Source organism: Kitasatospora sp. NPDC034023, assembly GCF_055575795.1.
This window is the reverse complement of sequence record NZ_JBVIRY010000065.1, coordinates 1-26,945: the sequence shown is the minus strand read 5'-3', so window position 1 is coordinate 26,945 and position 26,945 is coordinate 1. Positions and strand designations below refer to the sequence as shown.

The following is a 26,945-nucleotide window of genomic DNA, read 5'->3' as shown; positions in this document are numbered from 1 at the left end:
TGTGGGGAGGGTGGGGGTGGGGGGGGGGCTGCGCCGGGCGGGGGTGGCTGGGGCCATTCGCCTGCGGCGAATTCACGGGCAGGGCTTGGCCCCTGAGACCGTGTTTGAGATCTCTGTCGATCATGCTCGCACTGGGTGCTCTAGGCTCGGCGGGTGAGCGATGAGATATTCCCCTTCGTCGGCGACTTCAGAGAACTGCAGCACGGCAGCCCCGACGGCCCGTCTCTCCGGTCCGCTGTCTGCGCCCAGGAACCGCCGCATGCACGTGAGCTGGTCCGGTACCTTCGCGGCGGCGCGGTGCTGGCCTCCACAGCCAGCATCACTTTCGACGTTCTCAGCTTGGGCAATACCGTCATCGGTGGGCTGCAGCTGCTGACGGACGGTCGTTGGCTCTGGTACTCCGACCTCGCCCACTACGTCGAGCACCACCGCGTCGCGCTTGACCCGCGGTTCGTCGCGCACGCGCAAGGCAACGGCTGGTCTGCCCCGCAGCTCAGCCGCACGGACTTGCTCGCGCTGGAGAGCGCACTTCTCGGCGGGGCGTCCGAGGACTGATGTTCGCGGTTGGCATCTGACCGCCCGGTCCCGCTACACGGAGGTCCGTGTCAGCGGCCGGGGACCTGGCCGCGATGCCGGTCCACCGCGAGTGAGCCGGCGGACCATGATGCCGATCATCGCCCAGCGGATCATGGTCTCCGACCGAGCTGGACTGGCTTCGTAGTCACGCGCGAGGCGCCGGTGGGCGTTGATCCACGAGAACGTCCGCTCTACCGCCCACCGCTTGGGCTGGACCTGGAATCCGCGCTGGTCCGGGGCCTTGCGGACGATCTCCAGCTCGCGGCCGAGGATCTGGGAAACCCAGTCGACCAGGCGGCCGGCGAAGCCCTGGTCGGCCCAGACCTTCCGGACGCCGGGGTGGTCCAGTCGGGTCCACAGCAGCGGCCGCTTCGCGCCGTCGCGGTCCTGGACGCTGGCCGCGACGACGTGGACGGCCAGGAGCAGGCCGAGGGTGTCGGTGACGATGAACCTCTTGCGGCCCTTGACCTTCTTGCCCGCGTCGAATCCCCTGGTCGCGGCGGGGACGGTGTCGGCGGTGCGGACGGACTGCGAATCGATCAGCCCGGCGCTCGGCTCAACGCCGCGGCCGTCGGCTTCACGGACCCTGCCGCGCAGGGCGTCGTGGATGCGCTCGACGGTCCCGTCGTCGTGCCACCAGGTGAAGTACCAGTACACCGTCGGCCACGGAGCGAAGTCCTTCGGCAGCTGCCGCCAGGCGCACCCGGTCCGCACCACGTAGAAGATCGCGTCAACGATCCGCCGCCGCGGATGCTTCTCCCGCCGCCCGCCCTTCGGACCCACCCGCGCCGGCGGCAGCAACGGCTCCACCAGCGCCCACTGCTCATCCGTCAGGTCCGACGGATACCCACCCCCAGAACCACTCATGCAAGGCCCAACGACCCTACAAGCCACGGGACACGGCAGATCTCAAACACGGTCTGACGGGGCGGCAACTGAGGGGGCCTGCGGCCCGGCCCATCTGGCGCGTTGACGATGTGACGCAAAATTCCGGTAGCACCCCTCCCCATCCCTACGGTCGGGCACCGTTGACGATGTGACGCAAAATTCCGGTAGAGGGCCCTCCCCTGACGGGGAGGGGGTACCCGGCCGAACTCCCGTTGACGATATGGCGTAAATCCCCGGTACAGCGTCTCACCGGGGGTCGGGGGCCCTGCCGGGGCCTCCACCGCCAGGCCGTCCAGCGGCCCCGTGCCAGGGCGAGAGGTGGGACGGGGCCGTCAAAGATGCAAGAGCTGTCACCGACCCGGCCCCCGCACCGCTCCCGGGAATCCGGCCTGGGAACTCCCCGGAAACAGCCACCGACCCGTCACACCCCACCCCGTCAAAAAGCCCTGGACGCGGCGCAGCACAGGGCGCGGAACGGGGCGCAGTGCGGGCCCCTCGAAACGCACGGGGATGTCACCGTGAACCGGTCTCTGACGTCACCGGGCAGACACGCGGGAAAGAGGCTGGGAATACGCCTCGGCATCCGGTCGTAAACCCCCACCGCCAAGCGCCTGGAATCCCGCCCCCTGATGTCACAACAACCACTGACCCGCTACCCCCTCCTACCGGCCGACAACGACCAACCAGACACCCCTTCGAACTCCAAGCCCCAACACGACGAGAACAACCAGAACAGGCACCGGAAAACAACGCGGGCCTTCGGCGGCGGCCGGGGCCTGACGGCCCCTCGAAAGGGGCTGGAATGCCGCCTACGGCGCCACCGGAAAACAGCGGCGCGGGCATTGCCGGGTGGGGCCCGGCGGCCCCGGCGCCGAGGTCGTCCCGGTGGCGCCTGCGGCGCCCCGGGCAGGCGCCGGCCACACCCGCGAGGGGAACACCGGCACCGGCGGCGCGGTGCGCCGAGGTGGCACGGCACGGGGGCCGAGGCGGCGCAGCACCGGGGGCGCCGGGGCGTGCGGCACAGGCGAGACGCGGCAGGGCACAGCCACCCTCCCGAGGCCTCTCTCAGGGCCTCTCCTAAGGGCGGCGCGGCCCCACCGGCCGGCGGCCTGACGGCCACCCACACCAAGCAGCGGGCCCGGGCGCCACCCGGCTCCATGCCACGCTCGAGGCACCAACCGACGACGTCGACCAGGCACAGCGACCCAAGCGACCCGAACCACCACTGCCAGCCCCGCACAGTCCTGGACGGCACCGAGCAGGACACCGGCGAGGGCGGCGGCCGGGACGGCGGCCACGCGACCAGGCGTCACCTGGTGGCACGCGCGAGGCATCCAACCAACCCCCGGGCAAGCCCCCGACTCCCGACCTGACAGGATCACAACCCGGTGCGCGTCACACCCCATTGCCCGTGACGCGCACCACCCCACACCCCACACAACGGGGCCGAAAACCCGGCGGACAACACCCCCAAAAAACCGGCCACAAAACCCACCGGAAAACCCGCCGGAACACCTGCCGCAATACCCGCCCGAAAAACCCGCCCATCCCCCTGCCCCCGACACCCACCCCCCAGCACATGGCATGCCCACGACGAACACGCACAGCAACCAGACCGAGCAGACACCAGGCACTCACAGCGACCCGGACCCGCCCACGCCCACCCCCGGAAATTGGTCCAACCCAAACCCCATAAAACCCCTAAAACATACCAAAACGACGCACCGAGACGACCAAAGGTCACACCCTGCGGCCCCTCGCCGGGTAGAGCTTGGCGTGCAGCACACGGTCCTCCCACCACGGATCGTCTGGAGTGGAGACCAGCGCGGCCATCTGCTCGCGCTTTGTCGGGACCGGCAGCACCAACGGGCCCGACTCCTGCGCGGCGCGGGCCTGTACGCACTGCGGGGGCACTCCAACCGGTCAGGGCCGGCAGGGCCTTCTCCCGCAGCTCCAGCTCCGAGCCCTCCTTCCCCCCGATCGAGCCCCGGCACGTCCAACACGGCCACAGCACGGCGTTCGCAGCCCGGGCGGCCTCCAGGCGCGGGAGCGCGGCTGCAGCCTCCGGGCGCAGTATCTGGGGGAGCCAAGCGCTGGTTCCTGACCGAACATGCGCCCGGATCGTCTTCTTTGACGCCGCGCGGGGCGCAGGGTCGGGCCGAGGGGAGCGGGCGTAGTAGGAGGGCGCGGTTGCCCGGCCGCGCTGCGGCCCGTCTTTGCGGGCTGCCGTGCGCCTCGTACCCCTTTGCCGTGTTGGGCAGTTGACCTGGACAGGAACAGACAAGGTCGGCGGGCGGGAGCTTTGCGGTGGGCAAGGGTAAGCGTCTGCGGGCGCAGCGGGGGATTCCGGCGCAGCGTCGGGTCGTGGTCGTTGATGCTTTGGAGGTGGGGGCGTTCGGCGGCGTGATGACGCTGCGGTGCGGCCGGGCTGACCGTGAACCTCTTCTTCTGGTCGTTCCAGGGGAGGTGGCTGGCGACCTGGTGGAGAAGCTCGCGGTGGCGACGCTTGATGCGGAAGAGGAGTACTGGAGGGCCGTCTCGTACGTTCTGCGGGATGTCGAGCCGACGCCTACTGCCACGTCTACCGCTATGGAGAAGTGGTTGCTGAGGCAGGACTGGGACCGGGTGGTGGGGGCTGTCGGGGAGCATGCTTGCTTCGTCGTGACCTACGTGGGACATCTCGGTTTGGCTGTCGCGCCTCCGTTCACGGCTCGGCCTTCACTTGCGGTCATTGATCCAGGCCAGGCCAAGCGTCTCGTTGGTTCTCTGCGTTCTGCGGCTGCCCAGGCCTTGGACGAGGCGCGGCATTCCACTGCTTCCGGCTACGACAGGCTCTCTGCGGCGGCGCAGTTCCTGATGCGTCAGCCGTGGCCGCGGCCGGAGCCAGTGGTGACACCGCAGGAGGCCGAAGCATGGGTGGCTGGTCAGTACCAGGGGTTTCTCAAGCGGTCTCCGTTCATCAGGCCGGCAGAAAACGACCTGATCGTCGATCCGCAGTGAGGTTCTTCAGTGGAACCGTGCTGCGAGGGGTGTCAGCCCGCAACGGTCTCGGCTGTGTGTCCGTGGAGTGCTTCCAGGAGCGCGCTCTGCTGGTCAGTCAGCTTCCCGTCGGTGCGGGCCTTGTCCTGCCTACGCAGCCATGTGCCAGGTCGGAACGTCGCCGTGGCGCCGGGCGCGGCACAGCGGGCGGCCTGCGCCGGTTCTGGGAACCGGCGGTGAGGACGGAAAGAGAGAACTGCCTTCGGGCTCTGTTGTCCTCCGCGAGGCTGGGGTCATGGTTCCCGGGATCTTCCGTGTGTCTCCGTTCGCCGGGGAGACGACTTCCTCGTTCCTTCGCCGGGTCGCTGCCCGCTACGGGCTGGACGACGCCGCCCTGTTGACGTCCTGGCGGTGGCACGGCCACCGCCCGCGGCACGAGAGCGGTGCGCAGCGGGCGGATGCCGAGGTGCTGCTGCATGGGGCTGGGCGGCGAGCGCTGGCCGGGTTGTGTGGGGTCGGCGAGGACGTGTTGGGGCGGGCGTTGCCGGCGTGGGGGGTGGACGACGAGAAGCTGGCCTCGCGGGCGGGTGGGAGCGGCCCTGGGGCGGTGTGGCGGGTGGGCGGTGTGGTGGTGGGGCCGGTGGCGTTCGGGTGCCGGTCGTGCGCCGCACGGCGAGCCGGGGCGCCGATGCGGGTGGTGCGGTACGCGCAGCGGTGGGAGCGGGTCTGTGCGCGGCACGGGCGGTGGCTGCTGGACGCGGACGCGGACCAGGCGCTGGAGTTCCTGGACGTGCGCGGCCTGCCCGAGGTCGTGGCGGCGCAGCGGCGGTGGGCGGGGGTGGCTCGACGGGCCGCGCGGGCGGGCGCTGAGCCCGGGTCGGTGTTCGGGGTAGCGCGGGCGGTGGTGTGCCAGTGGTGGGATCTGGCGTTGGAGTGGCCGGACGAGCGGGTGTGGCCCGCGCGGCTGCACGCGCTGGCGGGTGGGGACGTGGGCGGGGACTTCTGGCGGTGGCGGGCGGTGGTGCGGGACGCGGCCGTCTTCCCGGAGGTGGTGGAGGTCGCAGCCGCGCTGCTGGATCCGGTGATGGCGGAGTTGGTCTGGCAGGACAGCGGGGCTGGGCGGCCTCGGGCGCTGCCGGTGGACGGGGCGTTCTGCCGGCGGCTGGGCGAGCGGGTGGGACGCGGGTGGTTGGGGCCGCTGGCCGCGGTTGCTTCGGCGGGCCGCTGATCGCCTGGATGGGAGCGGTGATCCGCCGACGCCGCGGCGTGGCCGTGCCGCCCGGCCACCGGGACGGTCTGTGGTGGGTGCGCCAGGAGCTCCAGCCGCCGAGCATGGCCGCGCAGTTGCGGGCGCTGACGAAGGAGACGAGGCTGCCGGGGTCGGGGACGGCGTGGCGCTCGGCGGTAGCGCCCGAGCGTCGCATGCTGATCAACAACTTGCTGGACGACGCGCAGGAGCAGCTGATCCAGCTGCGCGGGGCGCAGCGGGGCAGCAGTGCGGAGGCCGCCGAGCGTCTGTTGAAGGGCTTGGGCTACAGCATCGGCCGACTGCAGGAGGCGGCGCGGGAGACGGTGGAGGGTGCGTTGGAGGCCGGGGTGCGGCCCGAGGATGTCGCCGTGTGGGTGGGGATGTCCCCGGGCGCGCTCGCCGGGTTGCTTGGGGCTGGTGGCGAGCCGGTGCGACAGATCGAGGTCTGACGGGTCGTTGGGCCTGGGACAGGCCTGACGTGGAGCAGCGCCGTGGGAGTGATCCGGGGCTTGCGGTCGGTGGTGACGTGCGGGGCCTGGGTGAGAACGCGGGTGGGGCGTGGAGTGCTCTACCGCACCAGGTCACAGGGCGGGGTGGGAACAGGGAAAGCCGTCCGCGCGGGCGTGTGTGGCGGGTTGGCTGAGAACCGTGAGCGGCGTGGACGGTTGGGCCGGGGCGGATGGATCAGCGGGCCCGGTGGATCGAGGCCCAGTTCACCGCCCTGCGCTACTTCACCCTCGACGGCACCGACCACCCCAGCCACAAGGCCCAGGGCAGCATGATCCGCCGCTACATCATCTGGCGAAACAAGCACGCCGCCGACGAACGCCTACGCGAAGTCGTCACCAGGGCAAACATTGCCTGATGCGGCACTAGTACTCCAGCCGGACTTCTCCATTTCCGCTGGTCAACGGCCTGGGAGTGGGGAGTGTAGCGGGCGGATGATCTGTCAGGGGCGGTCTTCATGAGACCGCCCCTCGATCGTGTGCAGGCGGCGTTGATAGTGGCAACGACGTGGGCAGCCTCCGGCCGTGATCAATGAGTGGGAAGCCCAGCTGTGGGACCGTGAGCTCGATGACCTCTTCCTCCGCGTTGGCGTTCACTTCGGCCGCGTGGAGCCGCGCCGCCGGATGCGCGACTACGTCCGCGGCCTGCTCGGCCCTGTCGGCCGTAAGAACGGCTGGGTGCGCCACGAGGCGCCATGTGACCGAGTGGAGGTGCGAGACCTTCACCGCCGGGCCGTCGCAGCGGCTGGGTAGAAGCTGAGGGCAGTCTGATCCGGGGAACGCCGGGGAGGATGGAAAGCAGCCCTGACAACGCCGGGACGGTGCGGCACTTCCAGACGTGCCGGGTCCGGCAAGCGAGGCCAGAAGGCGTACGAAGAGGAACCCGTGTAAAGCCCCGTAAGTCTTGTCACCGGCTCCAACCTGGAGGATGTGGGCCGGGGTGCAGTGCGTGGCCACTTGCTCTGCTGGGGTGGTCAACTCCGAAGCCGGTCTCCAACTGCCGGTGGGGAGGCCACGTTGAAGGTCTGCGGCGTAGGCGCGGCGAAGCTGCCGGGGTAGTAGCGGGACGCCGACCTGGCCGATCGGCACATGGTGAACGTGGGAACCGCCTGCGGTCGTCCTTGGGGCCGGACAGCCAGTCCGGACTGCTGGGGACAGGCCCGTTGCCGGCTGAGGGCCGCAGGTGGGGCGGAGGCCTCGTAGTAGTCCGAGCGGAGGAAAGCTCCGTACATGGCGAAGGGGGCCAGCAAGTCGGCGGGGAGGAGACTGCAATGCCGGGAGGTCGTTGGTGAATACCGACGCGCTGGAGATCGCCTTGTTCAAGGCAGAGCGCCGGGTACTGGAGATGCAGACCAAACTGCACTGTTGGGCGAGCGGCGATCGTGATCGCCGGTTCGATGACCTGTTCAATCTCGTTGCTGATCCCGCGTTCTTGCTGGTCGCGTGGGCTCGGGTGCGGGGTAACAGGGGTGCTCGCTCGGCCGGGGTGGACGGGCAGACCGCCCGCTCCGTGGAGGCCGGGCGCGGGGTCGAGGTCTTCCTCGACGAGGTGCGATCCGTTCTGAAGGGTCGTAACTTCCAGCCGCTGCCCGTGCGGGAGAGGATGATTCCCAAGCCGGGAACGGCCAAGCGCCGTCGGTTGGGCATTCCCACCGTGCGGGACAGGGTTGTCCAGGCGTCCCTGAAGCTGGTGTTGGAGCCGATCTTCGAGGCGGATTTCCTCCCGTGCTCCTACGGGTTCCGTCCCAAGCGCCGGGCTCATGACGCGCTCGCCGAAGCGCACCACTTCGCCAAGAACTCCTACGAGTGGATGGTGGAGGGTGACATCGAGGCGTGCTTCGACTCGATCGACCACGCGGCCCTGATGGACCGGGTGCGTCGGCGGATCGGGGACCGTCGCGTTCTGGACCTGGTGAAGGCGTTCTTGAAGGCGGGCATCCTCACCGAGGGCGGCTTGTCCAGGGAGACCGACAGCGGCACTCCGCAGGGAGGGATCCTGTCACCACTGCTGGCAAACATCGCCCTTTCCGTCCTCGATGAGTTCATCGCGGCCGGTTCGGGCGGGCCGAACTCCACTCAGGCGGAGCGGGCCAGGCGTCGGCGCCGGAAGCTGCCCAACTACCGGCTGTTCCGGTACGCGGACGACTTCCTGATCGCCGTGACCGGGACCCGTGACGATGCCGAGGGGATTCGCGCCGAGGTGGCGGCGGTGCTCGCGCCGATGGGCCTTCGCCTGTCGGTGGAGAAGACAGCGATCACTCATATCGACGAGGGGCTGGACTTCCTCGGGTGGCGCCTCCAGCGTCACCGCAAACGCGGGACCCAGAAGCACTACGTCTACCTCTACCCCTCCAAGAAGGCCCTCCAGGCCGTCAAGGAGAAGGTCAAGACGCTGTGCAGACAGGACACGAACCTACCGCTGGCGGCCGTGCTGCACCGGCTCAACCCGGTACTGCGGGGCTGGACGGCGTACTTCCGGCACGGCGTGTCGTCCGCGACCTTCCAGTACCTGTCGGCCTTCACGTGGCGACAGGTCTTCGGATGGCTGCGGCACAAACATCGCCGGACCAACTGGAAGACCCTGCGCCGTCGTTACTGCGTGGGCCGATGGTGGCCCGCCGACGGCGAGGTGGTCTTGTTCAAGGCCGCGAAGGTGCGGACCAGCCGCTACCTGTATCGCGGGACCAAGATCCCCTCGCCCTGGCCCAGCGGGGCCACGATCGACGCGGTCGCCTGAGAGGGCTTGTGGAGAGCCGGATGCCTGGAAATCGGGCACGTCCGGTTCGGGAGGCGGTTCGGGGAAACCCACCGACGGCAACGTCGGCAGGGCGCCCCGGACCGACCTCACACGCTGGCCGAATATGCAGGTCATGCCACCCCCGACGGGCTGCAGCACCTGCTGGCCGGTGCCCGCTGGGACGCGGATGAGATCCGCGACGAGCTCCAGCACTACGTTGCCGAACGCCTCGGCGAGGACGACGGCGTCCTGATCCTCGACGACACCGGTTTCGTCAAGAAGGGCACCACCTCCGCTGGCGTGCAACGCCAGTACTCCGGAACCGCGGGCCGCACCGAGAACTGCCAGATCGGCGTCTTCGCCGCCTATGCCACCAGTCGCGGCCGAGCCCTGGTGGACCGCGAGCTCTACCTCCCCAAGTCCTGGACCGAGGACCGGGAGCGCTGCCGCGCGGCGAAGATCCCCGACGAGCGAGAGTTCCGCACCAAGGGCAGCCTCGCCAAGGCCCTGGTCCTGCGTGCCCTGGCGTCCCCGCTGCCCGTCGGCTGGGTCACCGCCGACTCCGCCTACGGCCAGGAAGGATCACGTACCAGTCGCCGGTGCAGCATCAAGATCCCGTTCGTCTGCTCCACCCGCCACCGGATCGGCTGCGGGACGAACCCGGTCTCGGCCGGGTTGCGTTCGACGATTTCGACGTCGATGCCCACCTGCTGACCGTGGTCCACGACGGTCTTCTTGAACCCCTGGTCCACCAGGGCCTTCGTCACGGTGTCGGCGCCGGCGGCGACCTTGTCGAGCAGGGCGGTGCCGAAGGCGTTGTCGTGGACGGAGGCGGCCAGCACGACCACGGCGATCACCAGGCCCAGCACGTCCACGGCAAGTCCGCGCTTGCGGCCGGGCACCTTCTTGGCCGCATCGCGTCCCGTCGTCTCGGCCGGCACCCCGGCCGCCGCGTGCAGGCTCTGGGTGTCGAGGACCACCAGGCTGGGGTCGGCTAATCGGCCCCTCTTCTCGCGGACCTGCCAGCGCAGCAGGTCGTGAATGACCTGGTCGGTGCCGTCATTGCGCCATGTGTAGAAGTAGTACTTCACCGCACCGGCGGGTGGAAGGTCGTGCGGGAGGTAGTCCCACTGGCAGCCGGTCCGGGACTGGTAGAGCAGCGCGTTGACGATCTCCCGCATCTCGTAGCGGCCCTCGTGGCCGCTGACCGAGGGATGCTGGACCTTCCACGAGGTGATCACCGGCTCGATCAGCGCCCAGCGTTCGTCGGACAAGTCGCTCTTGTAGGGCTTGCGGTCACTCACGCAGTCACCTCAGCACGGCGCCAGCCCCGCGACCTGCCGCAGACGGCAAAGCCACACGTTCAGGCGACGACAGAACGGAAATCAGCTCACATTCCGCCCTCTGACTGCAGAGGGTTCGAGTGAGCAGCCGTCAAGGGTCTCCTGAGCCGTCTACCAGGCACGACAAGCGAGTTCGCCTGACCCGTCGCGCCTGCACCCACCGGCAGGCCCACCGCGAGCTGATCAGGACCTGGCGCGGCGGGACGGGCCGCCAGCCTCCTCGCCCAAGCCGGCATCGGGCACCTGGAGGTGTTCTCCACCGAGGTCGAGCACCCGATCCCACACCGCCGCTCGCTCTTCACCGACCTCGTGCTGCGCGACCCCGGCGCGAAGGTGCCGGTCCTCCTGGTCGAGGTCGACCGCGAGAACGAAGGCACCGGCATTCTCGTCGAGAAGCTCACCACCTACCGGGCCTGGTGCGAGCTCCCGGCCAAGGGCACGGCCAAGGCCGCCGCCGACGCGGGCCTGCGCCGCCCCAGCGCCCGCACCCACGACCTGCGGCTGTGGCCGACCGTCTACCCGTCGACCAGCCGCGAGGGCCTGCCGCCGGTCGCCCTGGTCCTCGTCCCCGGCCGCAAACACCCGCCCCGGCGCCAAGCCCCTCACCCCGGAGCAGAAGGCCGCGAAAGCTGAACGCGACCACCAGCGGCTGCTGCGCCGCCTCGAGGCGGTGGAGGCCGGCTCCGCCGCCTACTGGGGCCCGCGCCCGTACCCGTTCGCGGGGGTGTCGGCCGGCAACTATCACCTGGCGCTGCCGGTGGTCGCCACCACGCTGCAGCTGCTCGACGATCAGGGTGCCGACGCTGCGGTGTGGCGGTGCTTCGGCCGGGACGGCTGGTGCACCCTGACCGGCGCGTGGGAGCCGGCTCACAGGACTCCTGCCTCTATCAGGTCCCGGGCGGCACCCACTCGACCCGGATCGCCCAACTGCCCGCCGCCGAGGCCGCCGTGGCCACCGCCACACTGCGCCGCTGGGCGGGGGTGTAGCAGGACCGGGGCGCCCGGCCGTGGTGGCGTCGCGGTATGTTTCCGGTCATGGATGCACGGATACGTGACGGTCGGCCGTTTCGCGCGTTGCTCGCCGGGCTGGGGGCCGACGGTCCGGAGGCGGTACGTCGGCGCCGGGTGGTGGCCGGCGCACTGGTTGCGGTGGCGGTGTTCGGGCCGAACGCGTGGGCGCGAACGGCTGTCGGGACCTGGTTCGAGGTGTGGATCGGTACGGAGGACGTGCTCGAGTGTGCCGCACTGATCGTCACCGCTGCGCTCCTGTTGCTGCGTTCGCGGTTGGTCGCGTGGGCCGGGGCCGTGAGCGTGGCCCTGATGCTGCTCGGTGCCTGGTTCAACGTGATGACGATGGAGGACGGCGGCGATTCGTACGCGGCACTTGCCGTGGCCCTGCTGGTCAAGCTGCCGACCGTGGTGGTGCTGGCGGTCCTGGTCAGGCGCGGCAGGCAGTGGTGACGACCCGGCCGCCGGCGGTCCGGGGCGGCCGCGTCTGGGTCGACGGTATCCACCTGCGCACACGCCTGGACGCGGCCAAGGCGGCGGGATGCCGTCAACCGGGTTGAGGGTCTGAGTGTCGTCGTTGACGTTGGCCGCAGTGGTAATCACGTGGAACGGGATGCCGTCGCAGATCAGATGGTGCTTGCTGCCGGTCTTGCGCTGGTCGACTGGCGACGGGCCGGTCGCCATGCCTCCCTTCGCGCGCGCACGTGAGAGGAGTCCACGCAGGCGCGCGTCCAGTCGATCAGGCCGGGCGCGTTCAACTCGGCCAGGAGTAGAGCATGCGGGGCAGGCCTCGAACACCTCTGCATGCAGCCAGCGACCCGGCCTTCGCCAGCACGTATCCAACTGGTTCTTGGCGCACCGTGGTCTTCAGATGCTTCGCCGGTCAGTTCCCGGAGGCGAGCAGGTCGAGTGCGTGGCGTCGGACCTCGGTGGCTTTCTCGTTGTCGCTGCCCGTGACTGTGGCAACTCCGTCCGGCGCCGGCTGTCCGTCGGTCGTCACGGCAACGAATCGGGTGTGGGGGTTGGCTGCGGCTGCGGTTTCCAGAGCCTGGGTGAAGGTCGGTCCGATGGAGACGACGAGGTCGCAGTGCTGTGCGGACAGGCCCGCGAGGTAGGGAAGAGCCTGGTCGGTGGTGGCTGCCGGGACAAAGAGTTGTTGCACGTTCAGCTGGCGTTGCCGAGCAGCGTCTTGAAGAGCCGACCAGATTGCGCTGGTGTCTGTGCGCCTCGTCGCTTCCGTGACATCGCCGGTGAGGCAGGCCGTTCGGCGCCCGGAGATGTTGGAAGGGCTCACGGCGGCTGAAGGGTCGGCCTCGCCGTCATTTCCGCTCGCGAGCAACACCCCGGCACCGACACCCGCCACGACCAGGGCCGCAGTCAGCCCGAGCACCCACCGGAGGCGGGGGGTGAGATGGAACGTCATGTCGGGCTTCTCCTGGGCGGGTGATGCGGGTGGCAGGTCAAGTCTCGCCCGGAAGTTTCCATAGTTTGATAAAGAATATGAAAAATTTCTTAAGATCATTTCACCGCACAGTGTGCATTCTTATACAAAACAGCCGCGGTTTCGCCAACTATGGGCTGTACGCGTCGCACTGACGACCGATAGGAAGGGCACGGACCGATCGCCTGCATGAGGGAGTCGGTCGTTTCGCCTGCCCTCCGAAGGACTTTCCGTGCGCCGCTCGCTTGCACTCATCACCTCCTTGGCACTCTTGTTTGCCCTCGGCACGCAAGAAGCGAGCGCTTTCACGGCGACGCAATCCCCGGTGCCGACGGTCACACCGAAGACCCCGCAGCAGGTCAGTGGTGACCCGAGCCAGGGCACTCACACCGTTTCGTCCTCCCAGACCAGGAAGGACGGCGGCGCTCCCGGGCAGTCCGCGCACCAGCCTGGCCAGGGCGAGCTGCCCGAAGCCAAAGCCGTGCCGGGCGACAACACCGTGCACCCCTCCGGTGACGCGATACCCCGGTCCCCGGTCAAGGGTGAGGCCGTCACCCCGCCACCTCTCGTGCGCCGCCCGGGCGCTGCGGCACCCGGCAGTCCGCAGAGCGGCAACGCCGCCCAGCCGCCCGCCGCACCGCAGAACACGGGCAAGGACGGAAAGGTCGCGAAGCAGAACACCCCAGGGTCGGCACCGCCCGCGGCCCAGGACCTCAAGGCCCGCAATGACTCCAGCCCCGGCACGGGTGTGCCCGGCCTGCCCGCCGAGGGCGTCGAGGTCGCGGGTGCTCGCACCGGCGTGACCTCGCTCTACCAGAACCCGGACGGCACCAAGACCGTGCGCGTCTACCCGCGGCCCGTGCACTACCGCAAGGCCGACGGCAGCTGGGACGACATCAACACGAACTTCGCGCTCGACCGCGCCGGCCGATGGACCGAACAGGCCAACGACCAGAAGGCGACCTTCGCCGCCAAGTCCGACGATCCCGCGCTGGTGAGCTGGGCGCCGGACAACGGCCTGGTGGTCTCCTACGGCCTGCAGGACGCGGCGCAGGTGCGTGGCGTGGTCCAGGGCGACACCCTCACCTACCCGCTGGCGCGCCCCGCGAGCGACGTGGTCTACAACGGCCTCGCCCAGGGCGTGAAGGAGTCCCTGGTCCTGCACGACGCGACCGCCCCGACCAGCTGGGTCTTCCCGTTGCGCCTCACCGGGCTGACCCCGGTGATCGGCCCCGATGGCGAGGTCCAGTTCAAGGACGCGTCCGGAGCGGTGAAGGCGACCATCCCGCACGGCTTCATGACGGACTCCAGGATCGACCCCGCCTCCGGGGACGGTGTGTTCAGCGACCGCGTGAGCTACCGGCTGGTCGACGTCAACGGAGCCCCCGCTCTGCGGATGGATCTGGACGAGGCCTGGCTGCACGACGCCAAGCGGGTCTTCCCGGTCACCGTGGACCCGTCGACCACCAGCATCGGGGTCGGCAAGTCGACCTTCGTGCGGTCGGACCAGACGGCGAACTTCTCCACCGACCCGCAGCTGCGCATCGGCACGTCCGACGGCGGCGCCTCGAAGGCCAACAGCTACCTCTACTTCCCGGACGTGGCAGGCGTTCTGAAGAACGACTACCTGCACGCCGTCACCCTCAACCTGAACAACACCCACTCCTACGAGTGCTCGCCGCACCCGGTTTACGTCAACCAGATCACCAGCCCATGGGACCCGGCGACGATCAACCGGTACCCCGGGGTATCGATCGGCCAGGGACTGGGCGTCGCCAGCTTCTCCGCGGGCGACACCTGTGGCGGAGCGATGTGGGAGTCGATCGATCTGGGCCGCAGCCACAATGACCCCGGGGTCCAGCTGGTCGAGAGCTGGGCCCGCGGCGGCGACAACTACGGTCTCGCGCTGACGGCCAGCACCACGAATTCGTACGACTGGAAGAAGTTCTCCAGCGCCAACAGCGCCTACCCGCCCTACCTGTCGATCGCTTACAGCGACTGGGCCGCCACCTACGCGCCCGCCGGCAGCTACATGCCGCCGACCTACAACACGCCGGGCTACCAGCAGGTCACCCTGACGAACACCGGGGCCAACTGGTGGAACTCGCAGAGCATGCAGGTCAAGGCCCGCCTGTTCGACAGCAACTGGAACGAGCAGTGGTTCGATGCGCCGCTCACCGGGGTGCCCGGGCTGGTCGGGACCTATGACTCGGTCACCGTCAACGGGGTCATACCGCCGCTGCCGCTGGGACAGGACTACTACCTGTGCTGGGACGGGTACGTCGGGGGCACAGCCTCCCTGCACGACAACTACTGGATTCCCTTCGGCAGTTGCACCACCGTTCACGGAGCCGACACCGCCCCCCAGCTGGACGTCCTGGCCCCGCCGCACAACACCGTGATCGGCAGCCTCACCCCGCAGCTCTACGCCACCGGGCACGACCCGGACAACTTCCCCGGCAACGGCCTGGACTACGCCTTCCAGGTCTACACCAACCCGGCCTCGGGAGACCCCCAGCTGGTCGCGGAGTCGGGTTGGCAGGCCAGCACCTCGTGGGCCGTGCCACCGAATAAGCTCGCCTGGAACGTCGGCTACCTGTGGAATGTCAAGGTCGGCGACCACGGCGGTGAGAGTCCACTGTCCGGCATGGTCTCCTTCTCCACCCAGGTCCAGCAGCCCGTGATCACCTCGCACCTGGGCGGCTCGGTCGGAGACGGGGCCGGCCGCCCCTTCGACGCCAAGGTGGGCAACTACACCACGGCGGCCACCGACGCGGATGTCAAGAGCGTCGGACCGGCCCTGGCCGTCAGCCGCTCGTACAACTCCCTGGACCCTCGGACGTCGACGCTGTTCGGCAACGGCTGGACCTCCAACTTCGACATGAGGATCCAGCCGGACAACGACGGCAGCGACTCGCTCGTCCTCACTACCGCCAGCGGCCGGGCCGCCCGCTTCGGAGCCGACCCGCACAGGTACACGCCGCCTCCGGGTGAGTTCCAGTCGCTCAGAAAGGTTGCCGTCGGCTTCGACCTGGAGGCCAAGGACGGCACCCTCTACGAGTTCCACGTCCCTGTGGGCAACGGCTACGCGTTGTCCCGGGTGCACGACGCGGTCGGTCGCACCCAGGAGCTGAGCTACGGCAACGGTGTCCTGGCGACGGTGAAGGACACCTCCTCGGGTCGTGCCCTGCACTTCGAATGGACCACCGGGAACCGGCACGTCGCCAAGGTCTACACCGACCCCGTCAGCGGGACGGACTTGAACACCGCCCTCACCTGGACCTACACGTACAACGCCAACAACCCGGACCAGCTCGACCAGGTCTGCGCGCCCCCGACCGGAGGCAACAGCGACCGGTCCTGCACCGGCTACTCCTACACCGCGGGCTCGCACCTGCGCTCCGCAGTCCTGGACTCCGCTCCCGTCTCATACTGGCGACTCGGAGAAGCCGGCGGATCCACCGCCGTCAGCGAGGTGGAGGAGAACCAGGGCAACGACAACGCCACCTACTCCGGCACCGGCGTCACCCTCGGCACGCCCGGCCCGACCGCCTCGGGCGCCACCGCCGCGACCTTCGACGGCTCCTCCGGCTTCGTCGGACTCCCACAGAGCGTCCTGGACACCTCCTCGTACACCTCGGTCGGCCTCTGGTTCAAAACCTCCAGCTGGGGCGTGCTGTTCAGCTACCAGGCGGACCCCTTCCCGGGCAACGGGAGCACGCCGGCCAACTACACCCCGGCGCTGTACGTCGGCCAGTCCGGCTACCTGCACGGCAAGTTCTGGAACGGACCGTCCAGGACCCTCGACTCCAGCACGACGGTCAACGACGGCAAGTGGCACTACGCCCTCCTCTCCGCCGCCGGCACCACCCAGACCCTCTACCTGGACGGAGAGGCCCAAGGTGACCCCCTGCCGGGGGCGGTCATCGCGCCCGGGCAGCGTTCCGAGGCTGTCGGTGGCGGCTTCCTCAGCGGGGGCTGGCCCGACAACCCGTACGACAACACCGGACACGCCAACTACTTCAACGGCAGCATCAGCGACGTCGCCTTCTACAACCGGGCCCTGGGCGAACCGGCCGTCAAGTCTCTCTGGCAGGCCGGAAGTCAGCCGTCCGCCGAACTCACGGGCCTGAAGCTGCCCTCGGGCAAGACCCGGCTGGCCGTCAGCTACGACGCGGTCAAGGACCGGGCCGCTAAGGTGACCGATGAGAACGGCGGCACCTGGACGCTCAACAGCCCGTCCGTCGCCGGGTCGGCCCAGGAGTACCGGGGCTCGGTCATGGGTTCCCGTCCGGCCGGGTACTGGCAACTCTCGGAAGGGGCCGGCGTGCAGGCCGGCAACCAGGTCTACACGCCACGCCCCACGCCCAACAACGGCACCTACTCCAATGTGACGCTACGCGCTGCCGGCCCGATGTCTGGCTCGACCGGAGCCGCGACCTTCGACGGCAGCACCTCCTGGGCCGAGCTGCCCGCAGCCTTCGCACCGCAAAACGGCCCCGGCGCGCTCGGGCTCTGGTTCCGAACGGACCGTGCGGGTGTACTGCTCTCGTACCAGTCGATGCCGGTCGGCGGTAGCCCGAACGGCACCACCGACCGCTGGAACCCCGCCCTCTATGTCGACACCGACGGCAAACTGCGGGCGCAGCTCTGGATGGGCGATGCCTCGCAGACCCTGACCACCAGCATGCCGGTCAACGACAACACCTGGCACTTCGCGGTGGTGTCAGCCGACAGCCAGACCTCACAGACCCTCTACCTCGACGGAGCGCCCGTCGCGGGGCCGCTGAACGGCACGATCATCCCCAACGGCACCGACCACGTCTTCCTCGGCGCGGGCAACGTCACCGGCGGTTGGCCGCAGGCGCCGGCCGACCAGGCGGGCCACCTCAAGGGCCAGCTCGCCGATGTGGCCGCCTATCCGCACGGCCTGAGCGCCGCCACCGTCTCCTCGCTCTACCAGCTCGCCACCACCTCCGGTGCCACCCAGTACGACGCCGCCGTGGTGGACAGCAAGCCCACCGGCTACTGGCGCCTCGACGACACCGTCGGAAACCAGGCCACCGAGCTGATCTCCTCGGCCGCGCTCGCCCAGAACCGCGGCAGCTACCACGACACCGTCTGCTGCCAGCAGGGCCCGTGGGCCTCCGGCACCGGAAGCGCGACCGGCTTCAACGGCACCACCGCGTACGTCCAGCTGCCCGACAACACCGCCCCCAAGCACTGGGGCGCGGCCACCGTCGAGCTCTGGTTCAGGACCACCGCCCCCGGTGTGCTGTACAGCTACCAGTCCTTCCCGATCGACGGAAAGCCCAACGGGACGACGGACCGCTGGACCCCGGCGCTCTACGTCGGCTCGGACAAGAAGCTGTACGGCACTCTGTGGACCGGCTCCGCGAACAATGCCCTCGTCAGCGCCACCGCCGTCGCCGACGGCAACTGGCACCACGTCGCCCTGGCCGGCGACGGCTCCGGCCAGACGCTCTACCTGGACGGTGCCCCCACCGCCACCAGCACCACGGCCCTGCCCATCACCTACAACGGCTCGGCCTACGCCTACCTCGGCGCGGGCTGGACCGGCGGCGGCTGGCCCAACGCCCCGACCGACCAGCTCAGCCACATCAACGGCGCCATCGCCGACTTCTCGATCTACCGGTACCGGCTCACCAACGACACCGTCTCCGGCCACCACAACCGAGCCACCTCACCCACCCCGGTCGGCGGCCTGGACGCCGCGACCGCCTACCGTACCAAGATCGTCCAGGACGGCGCCGTCGGCTACTGGCGCCTCAACGACCCGTCCGGCTCCCGGTACGCCGCCAGCCAGCTGGGCGACGCGCGCCCGGACGCGACGGCCGGCAACCTCACTGACGTCGACCTGAACGCCGCCGGACCATCCGGAGATCCCAGCCAGCGCGCCGGCGTCTTCAACGGCACCACCTCCCAGGTCCAACTGCCCTCGGACGCCGCCCCCATCAGGGGAGCGGCCAGCGTCGAGCTGTGGTTCAAGACAACCAACGGAGGCCCGCTCTACAGCTACCAGGACTTCCCCGTCGGCACCCAGGGCGGTACCGCCTGGAACCCGGCCCTGTACGTCGGCACCGACGGACGCGTGCACGGCGAGTTCTGGATGGGACCCGGCGACTCCATGACCTCCGACCAGACGGTCAACGACGGCAACTGGCACCAGGTGGTCCTCACCGGTGACGACAGCGGCCAGACCATCTACGTGGACGGTCGAGCCAGTGCCTCGGACACCACCGGACGCAAGATCAGCTTCAACGGCACGCCATACGTCTACCTGGGGGCAGGATCCACCAACGGCTGGCCCGCAGCCGGCGGCGACCACTTCAACGGCACCATCGCCGAAGCCTCCTACTACCCCTCGCGCCTCAACGCCGACACCGTGACCACGCACTACAAGGCCATGGGCGACGGCGGAAACGCCATCCCGGTCACCACCGCCACCGTCACCGACCCGGGCGGCTCCAACCTGACCTACCAGTACGACACCCGCTCCTCCCGGCTGCTCTCCCGCAGCGACGGCTACGGCAACACCACCCACTACAGCTACGACACCGCTGGGTACCTGTACGCCGTCAGCGACCCGAACGGACACACCATCACCACCGGGCACGACGCCCGCGGCAACACGGTCTCCCGGACCACCTGCCGCGGCGCCGGAAGCTGCCAGACCAGCTACGCCACGTACTACCTGGACGGAGCCAATCCGTTCGACCCGTCCAACGACAAGATCCTTACCTCCAGCGACGGTCGGTCATCGGGCCCCGACGACACCACCTACACCACCCGCTATACCTACGACGGCTACGGCCAGCTGGCCTCCACCACGCTCCCGGCGACACCGGACTTCCCCAAGGGCCGGGTCAGCTACATCCTGCGGACCAAAGCCTTCACCACGGCACCGGACGGCGCAATAGTCCCGCTCGGGCTGGTCCGGGCGCAGACTGTCCTGCTCGACCCGGCGGCCTACCCGGACCCGAACAGTGTCCCCGCCGACAAGCAGACCACCTACTTCTACCAGGGCAACGGCGACATCGCCTTCGTCCTCTCGCCGCTGCGGCCCAAGGTCAGCTACGGCTACGACAACCTCGGACGCACCACCAGCCAGTCGTACAGCTGCGACGACTGCCCGGGCGGCACCACCGCCGCACCCCGGACGCTCCAGACCGACTACACCTGGGACGGCCAGGGCAACCAGGTCACCCGCACCGACCCGTACACCACCGACACCGTCACCGGAACCAAGCACACCCGGCGGACCACGACCGCCTACGACGTAGACGGCAACCAGGTCAGCCAGACCATCGCCGACACCACGGGCGGCGACCAACCGCGCACCACGACGTGGACCTACGAGAGCGACACCAGTCGGCTGAAGCAGGTCAAGGACCCCGGCGGCCACGCCACCTCGTACACCTACGACCGCTACGGCAACGTCGCCACCCGGACCGACGCGGCCGGAACCACCTACAACTTCAGCCACTCGCCGATGGGCCAGCTGCAGCAGACCGCCGTCACCAACTACACCGGCAGCAGCGCGACCCCGACCGCACCGCGCTGGCAGGTCATCGACTCGCGCGGCTACGACCCGGCCGGCCGCCTTGCCACCGACACCGACGCGATGGGGCGCACCACCCACACCTACTACAACGACGACAACACCGTCTCCGAGATCGACCTGGACGCGTACCACAACGCCGATGGGTCCATGCGCAACGTGGTCCTCCAGCAGAACACCTATGACAACGCGGGCCACCTCACCCAGCAGGTGACCGGCGGGGGCAAGACCACCACCGCCACCGCCTACGACGCGGCCGGCCGGGTCGCCCGCACGACCGTCGACCCCGGCGGCCTCAACCGCACCACCGCCTACACCTACGACGTGGCGGGCCGTCCGACGACAGTGGTCAGTACCGGCGGTGCGGACGCGAGCTCCGCCGAGACCGACTACGCCTACGACGTCACCGGGAACCTGCTCAAGCAGACCGCCCGCAACCAGCCCACCGACTCGGTGGTGACGTACGGCTACAACGGCCGAGGCCTTCGAACCACCACCGTCAGCCCGAACGGCAACGCGACCGGCGCCGACCCCGTCCCGTACACCAGCAGCGTCGGCTACGACGAGGCCGGCCGTCCCACTCTCAGCACCGGCCCGCTGGTCAGCGCGGAGACCTACGATCCGACCAGCCGCGGCAGCAAGCCGCAGCAGCTCCGCCCGATCGGCCGCACCGGCTACGACACCTTCGGTCAGCTGACCTCGCAGGTCGACCCGCTGGGCAACACCGTCACCTACACCTACGACCCGGACGGCAACCGGGTCGGCGCGGCCGGTGCCGCGTACACCGACCCGCAATCCGGCACCACGATCACCCCGGTCTCCACGATCGAGTACGACGTGCTCGGCCGACCCGTCACCAGCGTCGTCGACCCGACCGGCCTGAAGCTGACGCACACCATGCGCTACGACCAGTTCGGCAACCTGGTGCAGACCACCATGCCGCCGACCGGCGGTGTCACCACACCGACCGTCACCAACTCCTACGACCTCGACGGCGAACTGCTCTCCATCACCGGCCCGACGGGCGCGGTCAGCCAGTCCACCTACGACGACCTCGGACGGCGCATCACCAGCACCCAGCTGGAGCGCTACCCGGCCGCGGCCGCCTACACCAGCACCTTCACCTGGGACGACGCCGGCAACCAGCTCAGCTCCACGACGCCCGGCGGCGCCACGAGCAAGGCCGCCTACAACGCCGTCGGCCAGGTGCTCAGTGCCACCGACCCGGCCGGCGTCACCATCCGCTCCGCCTACGACGGGCTCGGCCGGACCAACCGGGTGACCAACGCCGACGGCACCACGGCCACCACCGGCTACGACCGGCTGGGAAGGACGCTGAACACCACCGACCTGGACACCACCGGCGCCGCCGTGGCCACCCAGTACGCCACGTACGACCTCGAGGGCAACGTCCTCAGCGCAACCGACAAGGTGGCGAGCAGCGCCGACATCGCCGCGCACGCACGGCAGTTCATCTACAACCCGGCCGGCCTCCCGGTCCAGCAGGTCGAACCGGTCGCCACCGGGCAGGCGATCACCACGTCCTTCGGCTACGACAGTGGCGGACGCAAGACCCGGTGGACCAACGGGAAGAACATCCCGACCTACTACACCTACAACTCCCTCGGTCTCCCCGAGTCCACCGTCGAACCGCCGACCACCGCCCATCCGACCCCGACCGAAGGCCTGTTCACCACCAGCTACGACGCAGCCGGACGAGCCGTCACCCTCACCGAACCCGGAAACGTGGTCCGCCGCCGCAGCTACGACGGCGCGGGCAACCTCACCCAGGAGACCGCCACGGGCGCCGAGGTGGCGACGCCGAACCGCACCCTCGGCTACGACGCGGCTGGCCACCTCATATCCGTCGGCACCCCCGGCGTCACCCCCGACACCTATACCTACAACGACCGCGGCCAGCTCCTCACCACGGCCGGGCCAGGCGGCGCCAGCAGCTACAGCTACAACGGCGACAGCCGGATGACCGCCCGCACCGACACGGCCGGCACCACCGCCTTCGGCTACAACCCGGCCGGGCAGCTCGCCAGCGCCACCGACCCGTTGACCGGCACCGCCGTCGGTTACGGCTACGACGCGGCCGGCCGGCTCGCCAGCGAGCGCTACGGCACCAACGGAGGCAGCCGCAGCTACGGCTACGACAACCTCGGCCACCTGCGCGACGACACCGTCAAGAACCCCAGCGGGGCGACGGTCTCCTCGATCAGCTACGGCTACGACCTCAACGACCGGACCACCAACAAGACCACGGCCGGCACCGCCGGAGCGGCCACCAACCAGTACGGCTACGACCTGGCCGGCCGACTGACCTCCTGGTCCAACGGCCCGGCCGCCACCGCCTACACCTGGGACGCAGCCGGCAATCGGACCTCGGCCGGCGCCACCACCTCCACCTTCGACGAGCGCAACGAACTGCTCAACGACGGCGCCACCACATACACCTACTCGGCCCGCGGCACCCTCACCGGAAGCACCACGCAAGGGTCCCAGCCCAAGGGCATCCAGTTCGACGCCTTCGACCGGATGGTCAAAGAGGGACCCTCCACCTACACCTACGACTCGCTCGACCGCGTCGCCCAGACCGGGAACACCGTCTTCACGTACGACGGCGGCTCCAACAACCCGGTCTCGGACGGCACCACCACCTACACCCGCACCCCCGGCGGCACGCTCCTCGGCACCGCGGCCACGGGCGCTACGCCGAACCCCCGTCTGGTGATCAGCGATCAGCACACCGACGTGGTCGCCACCATCGACCCGGCCGCCAAGGACCTCACCGGATCCACCGCCTACGACCCCTTCGGCAAGCCCACCGCCAGCGCCGGAGCCACCAACTCGCTCGGCTACCAGAGCGGCTGGACCGACCCCGCCTCAGGCGACGTCAACATGGCCGCCCGCTGGTACCGCCCGGGAAGCGGCACCTTCGCCTCCCGCGACTCCTGGCAGCTGGGCGCCAACCCGTCCATCCAGGGGAACCGCTTCACGTACGGCAACGCCGACCCGATCGACGGGACCGACCCGTCGGGGCACGACACCGTCTGCCACGGCAGTGTCAACCTCGGCTCTTTCCTCGGCAAGGTTTACTTCTGCAAACTCATCAAGGAAGACCACGTCGATGAGGATTTCGGCGGCTTCCCTGATGAGCTCAACTGCGAGAAGTACTGGTGGACGACCGACTGCGGTGGCAGCGGCTACCGCAGCAAGCCCACCCCGACCTCCGGACCGCCAGAGGCTCCGATCGACATCCTCGGCCCGATCCTCGGCGGTGGCTCAGGCGGCGGAGGCCGCCACAAGCCGACACCGCCCCACAAGCGACCCGGACCGCGGCCGTCTCCCGGCCCCACCCTGCCCCGGCCCGAGCCCCCGACACCCAAGGGCCCGCTCAACGACCACGACCGCCCGCACGTCAACCCCGACCCGATCGACTTCTTCACCGACACCATCGTCGCCGTCGGCACCGCCGTCGTCACCGCCGTGGTCGTCGAAGGCGCCCCGGTCGTCGTCGGCACCGCAACCGCCGTCGGCTCCGGCATCGTCGCCGGCACCGACGCCCTGATCGACGTCCTCACTGAGCCCAAGCCGATTCCCGGCCCACGTCCCGGCGACCCGGGGGGAGAAGACAAGCGTCGGGACGGCGACTGCCGTCTCGGTGGCGAGGGTTGGGTCGAATACGGCACGCCCGACGCTGCCAACGGGAACCGGGCGACGCAGATGAATGCCTGCCTTGACGAGGAGTACCTTGCGGCGAACGAGGGCAGCAGCACGGTACCGGACATCCGCCCGCCCGGGTACTACTGGGCGCGGAGCTACAACTACTACCTGGGGAACAAGCAGCCCGAGAAGTGGATCAACAACTGCCACCTGCTTGCCAGCAGGCTCAGCGGGAACGGTAAGGATCTGGCTAATCTCGCCACCTGCTCCCGGGCGGCGAACGACGACGCCGTGGCCGCTGACGATCCGGGTATGAACCCCAACATGGAGGACGTGGAAGCCGAGATCTACAAGGCGATCAAAAAGGGACACCAGGTGGTCCGTTACACGGTGACACCGAAGTATGCCGGGAACAGGACGGTCCCGTACGAGTTCGTGATTACCGCGCAAGGTGTCAACCGGGACGGCACTCCGGGTATCAGCAAGAACGTGACGATCGAGAACAAGATCTGGAGTACCAAAAACAACCAGTGGTATAACCTCGGGCGTGTATTCGACGATCGCATGAATCCGGTGAGTCCGGTTCCGACAGGCTCGACGAAATAGGAGAGAAACTGATGACGGGTGATGCACTCGAACGTTTGCGGCGGGTCCTTCTGCCGTCGCCGGGCAGCACGGAAGGGGCGGCGCTGGACTTGCAGGCAGTGGCGGCAGCCGAGGCCGCGCTGGGGGTGCGGCTGCCACCGGACTATCTGGAGTTCCTGGCCGTCTACGGCGCGGGCACACTCGACGACTTCCTAGTGGTCGCGTCCCCGGCTGAGGTGCCGGGCCACGAGCTGTGCGGCGCGAGCATGGTGGAGATCACCCGGACGTTCCGCCGTGCTGCTGCCAAGCCTCGGAATGCCGAAGTCCTGGGCGACGGAGAGTTGTACATCCACTGGGGCCTGGACGACGGTGGTATGTACTGCCTGTGGCGCATCGAGGGTGAATCCAGCGCCGAGTGGCCGGTGTGCGTTTACGAGAGCGGCGAATTGACGGTCCTGTCGCACGGGATGGTGGAATTCCTGGCCAGGGCCTGCACCGGCGGCCTCCCCGAGGATCTGCAGCACAGGTTTTCCGGCAGCAGCCACAAGTTCCTGCATTGGCAGGACGAATACCGGCGCGACGCCGAGCAGTACGGCTCCGGGTCCTACATCGGCGGCTGAGCCGGCTGTCAGTCAGCTGACGGGTTGGTCGGTGGCCGCGCGGCTCGGCCAGGTGGCGGGTGGCTGGGCGCCCCTGCTTTCCCGCGCCCCGGCCACCCGCGAACAGCAACAGGTTGTCAGCCGTCTTCTTGAGACGGTCGCCGACACTCGTCGCCGCCGACCTGCCTGCGGCGGCCGCGCTGCTGAAGGACGCGGACCGGCCGGAGCGGATCTGGGCGAAGGCGGTCGCGGGCACCGACCGACTGCGGGACCGTCGGGCCGCGTTCGCCGAATTCAAGGCCCACACCGGCGACGACGGCGAAGAGTGCGGCATCCTCTGCAACAGCCGGCTGTTGACGGAGGGGATCGACGTCGCCGCCGTGGACGCGGTCTGCTTCGCCGACCCCAAGAGCTCGGTGATCGACATCGTGCAGGCCGTCGGCCGCGCGCTGCGCCAGTCCTACCGGCAGGGCAAGGTCTCCTGGGTGATCATCCTGGTCTACCTCCCCACCCCGCTGGTCGGGGACGAGACGGCGGCTGCGGACCCGGCGGAGATCCACGACGCCGGCGCGGCGGTGAAGGCCGAAGCCGACACCGAGATCGAAGCCAGCTCGTTCCGCACGATCTGGCGCGTCCTGCGGGCCCTGGCCGCGCACGACGCCCGCGTGGTGGGCCGGATCACCGAACTGCGCGCCCACCGCGCCCAGGGCGCGCCGCTCACCACCACGGCCACCGCCGAGGACGGCGCCGCCGGGGCCGGGACGGACGGGGAGCAGCCGGCGGTGGAGTCGCCGATCGAGTGGCTCAAGATCAACGCGAAGCAGCACGCGGCGAAGATCCTCCAGACCGTGAAGCTGCGGGCGTTCAACCCGCGGGCGGTCGAGTGGCAGCGCATGCACGCGGTCGCCGCCGCCTTCCACATCGGGCACGGCCACCTCGACCCCACCGACAAGACCCGCCACGGCGAACTGGTCTCCTGGCTCGACCGCCAGCGCTACCTGAACGGCCAGCACCTGCTCGATGCGGCGCGGGTCTCGGAGCTGGACGCGCTCGGCATGATCTGGTCCAAGCACGCCAACGCCTGGGAACGCGGCCACGACTACGCCGCCGCGTTCCACCGCCAGCACGGCCACCTGGCGCTCCCGGCGACCGCGAAGCTCGACGACTACGCGGTGGGCGCGTGGATGCGCCGCCAGCGCAAGGCCGAGAACCTGACCGCCGACCAGGTGACCAAGCTCGACGCGCTGGACGAGCTGTGGCGCCTGGAGCCGGACTGGAACCGCTCCTACCGCCGCCTGCTCACCTACCTCGCCGCCGGCGGCACCCTCACCGGCCCCGCCAACCGCACCGGCGGCGAAGCCGACCCGACGTTCCGGCCCGGCACCTGGCTGCGCAAGCAGGACAAGGCCCGCACCGAGGGGAAGCTGACATACCGGCGACCGCGCTCCTGGAGGCGCTGCATCAGGACGTCGCCGAGCCGCACCTCGTCTCGGAATCGTTCCGGTAACGGCTGTAATCATCCAGTTACAGCGAGCATGAGTCATGTGGTAGTTGTGGTGATCTTCCGTTTCTCGGTCACCTGCGGCCGGGCGGGCCGGGCGGACCAGCTTGGGGGTGGCAGTGGTCAACACGGCAAGCACCGAGGCTGCGGACGAGCCCGAGGAGGAATCCGACGTTGGGTACTAGGGCCAATACCGGTGACTTTGGTGTGGTCTGTTCGTTGAGTGGGTTGTGCCAAGGCCTGGACAGGTGAAGTCGCCGGCGAGTGACCGGCTCTCGGACC

At 69.4% G+C, this 26,945-nt stretch carries 13 protein-coding genes and 4 pseudogenes; 14 read left to right on the top strand and 3 right to left on the bottom strand.

Annotated elements, in window-relative coordinates; translation table 11 throughout:
- Nucleotides 1-153 precede the first annotated feature (153 nt).
- Nucleotides 154-555, top strand: a complete 402-nt coding sequence (locus tag ACZ52R_RS41370; RefSeq protein ID WP_465755371.1) for a hypothetical protein — start codon at nt 154-156, stop codon at nt 553-555.
- A 33-nt stretch (nt 556-588) separates the two neighbouring features.
- On the opposite strand, the gene ACZ52R_RS41365 is transcribed toward ACZ52R_RS41370, so the two are convergent.
- Nucleotides 589-1,443: an IS5 family transposase gene (locus ACZ52R_RS41365; protein ID WP_465755370.1), complete on the bottom strand. Its 855-nt coding sequence runs from the start codon at nt 1,441-1,443 to the stop codon at nt 589-591.
- A 2,328-nt stretch (nt 1,444-3,771) separates the two neighbouring features.
- Between ACZ52R_RS41365 and ACZ52R_RS41360 the strand changes: the two genes are divergently transcribed.
- The 7 genes and pseudogenes from ACZ52R_RS41360 to ACZ52R_RS41330 form a co-directional block, all read left to right on the top strand.
- The gene (locus ACZ52R_RS41360; RefSeq protein WP_465755369.1) at nt 3,772-4,464 is read left to right on the top strand and encodes a hypothetical protein; all 693 of its coding nucleotides are present in this window, start codon (nt 3,772-3,774) and stop codon (nt 4,462-4,464) included.
- A gap of 295 nt (nt 4,465-4,759) precedes the next feature.
- A complete protein-coding gene (locus ACZ52R_RS41355; RefSeq protein WP_465755368.1) occupies nt 4,760-5,671 on the top strand; it encodes a hypothetical protein in 912 nt (303 codons plus the stop codon).
- A gap of 8 nt (nt 5,672-5,679) precedes the next feature.
- Nucleotides 5,680-6,141 carry a hypothetical protein gene (locus ACZ52R_RS41350; RefSeq protein WP_465755367.1) on the top strand — a complete coding sequence of 154 codons (462 nt, stop codon included), beginning with the start codon at nt 5,680-5,682 and terminating at the stop codon, nt 6,139-6,141.
- Nucleotides 6,142-6,392: 251 nt separating this feature from the next.
- Nucleotides 6,393-6,557: pseudogene (locus tag ACZ52R_RS41345) on the top strand (transposase); the annotation flags it as partial.
- Between the two features lie 169 nt (nt 6,558-6,726).
- Nucleotides 6,727-6,876, top strand: a pseudogene (locus ACZ52R_RS41340) (IS701 family transposase); the annotation flags it as partial.
- 610 nt (nt 6,877-7,486) lie between these two features.
- Complete coding sequence (gene ltrA / locus ACZ52R_RS41335; RefSeq protein WP_465755366.1) at nt 7,487-8,935, top strand: group II intron reverse transcriptase/maturase; 1,449 nt, start codon at nt 7,487-7,489, stop codon at nt 8,933-8,935.
- Between the two features lie 6 nt (nt 8,936-8,941).
- A pseudogene (locus tag ACZ52R_RS41330) lies at nt 8,942-9,511 on the top strand (IS701 family transposase); the annotation flags it as partial.
- A 5-nt stretch (nt 9,512-9,516) separates the two neighbouring features.
- Here the strand turns inward: ACZ52R_RS41330 and ACZ52R_RS41325 are convergent.
- Nucleotides 9,517-10,239: pseudogene (locus ACZ52R_RS41325) on the bottom strand (IS5 family transposase); the annotation flags it as partial.
- Nucleotides 10,240-10,527: 288 nt separating this feature from the next.
- Between ACZ52R_RS41325 and ACZ52R_RS41320 the strand changes: the two are divergent.
- The 3 genes from ACZ52R_RS41320 to ACZ52R_RS41310 all read left to right on the top strand — a co-directional run bounded on the left by ACZ52R_RS41320 (nt 10,528) and on the right by ACZ52R_RS41310 (nt 11,739).
- A complete protein-coding gene (locus tag ACZ52R_RS41320) occupies nt 10,528-10,911 on the top strand; it encodes a hypothetical protein (protein WP_465755365.1) in 384 nt (127 codons plus the stop codon).
- Nucleotides 10,912-11,133: 222 nt separating this feature from the next.
- Complete coding sequence (locus ACZ52R_RS41315; RefSeq protein ID WP_465755364.1) at nt 11,134-11,265, top strand: hypothetical protein; 132 nt, start codon at nt 11,134-11,136, stop codon at nt 11,263-11,265.
- Nucleotides 11,266-11,313: 48 nt separating this feature from the next.
- A complete protein-coding gene (locus ACZ52R_RS41310; protein ID WP_465755363.1) occupies nt 11,314-11,739 on the top strand; it encodes a hypothetical protein in 426 nt (141 codons plus the stop codon).
- A gap of 430 nt (nt 11,740-12,169) precedes the next feature.
- On the opposite strand, the gene ACZ52R_RS41305 is transcribed toward ACZ52R_RS41310, so the two are convergent.
- The gene (locus ACZ52R_RS41305; RefSeq protein WP_465755362.1) at nt 12,170-12,709 is read right to left on the bottom strand and encodes a hypothetical protein; all 540 of its coding nucleotides are present in this window, start codon (nt 12,707-12,709) and stop codon (nt 12,170-12,172) included.
- Nucleotides 12,710-13,052: 343 nt separating this feature from the next.
- On the opposite strand from ACZ52R_RS41305, the gene ACZ52R_RS41300 reads away from it, so the two are divergent.
- From ACZ52R_RS41300 to ACZ52R_RS41290, 3 genes are all read left to right on the top strand, one after another.
- Nucleotides 13,053-24,584, top strand: coding sequence for a LamG-like jellyroll fold domain-containing protein (locus ACZ52R_RS41300; RefSeq protein ID WP_465755361.1), 11,532 nt, complete (start codon nt 13,053-13,055; stop codon nt 24,582-24,584).
- Between the two features lie 11 nt (nt 24,585-24,595).
- Nucleotides 24,596-25,183, top strand: coding sequence for an SMI1/KNR4 family protein (locus ACZ52R_RS41295; protein WP_465755360.1), 588 nt, complete (start codon nt 24,596-24,598; stop codon nt 25,181-25,183).
- Nucleotides 25,184-25,311: 128 nt separating this feature from the next.
- On the top strand, nt 25,312-26,886 hold the full coding sequence (locus ACZ52R_RS41290) for a helicase associated domain-containing protein (protein ID WP_465755359.1): 1,575 nt from the start codon (nt 25,312-25,314) through the stop codon (nt 26,884-26,886).
- The last annotated feature ends 59 nt before the right edge of the window (nt 26,887-26,945 follow it).

What these genes read in the sequence shown, in the direction of transcription:
- ACZ52R_RS41310 (WP_465755363.1), top strand. Translation starts at nt 11,314, where the DNA reads ATGGATGCACGGATACGTGACGGTCGGCCGTTTCGCGCGTTGCTCGCC.
- ACZ52R_RS41305 (WP_465755362.1), bottom strand. Translation starts at nt 12,709, where the DNA reads ATGACGTTCCATCTCACCCCCCGCCTCCGGTGGGTGCTCGGGCTGACT.
- ACZ52R_RS41350 (WP_465755367.1), top strand. Translation starts at nt 5,680, where the DNA reads ATGGGAGCGGTGATCCGCCGACGCCGCGGCGTGGCCGTGCCGCCCGGC.
- ACZ52R_RS41365 (WP_465755370.1), bottom strand. Translation starts at nt 1,443, where the DNA reads ATGAGTGGTTCTGGGGGTGGGTATCCGTCGGACCTGACGGATGAGCAG.
- ACZ52R_RS41295 (WP_465755360.1), top strand. Translation starts at nt 24,596, where the DNA reads ATGACGGGTGATGCACTCGAACGTTTGCGGCGGGTCCTTCTGCCGTCG.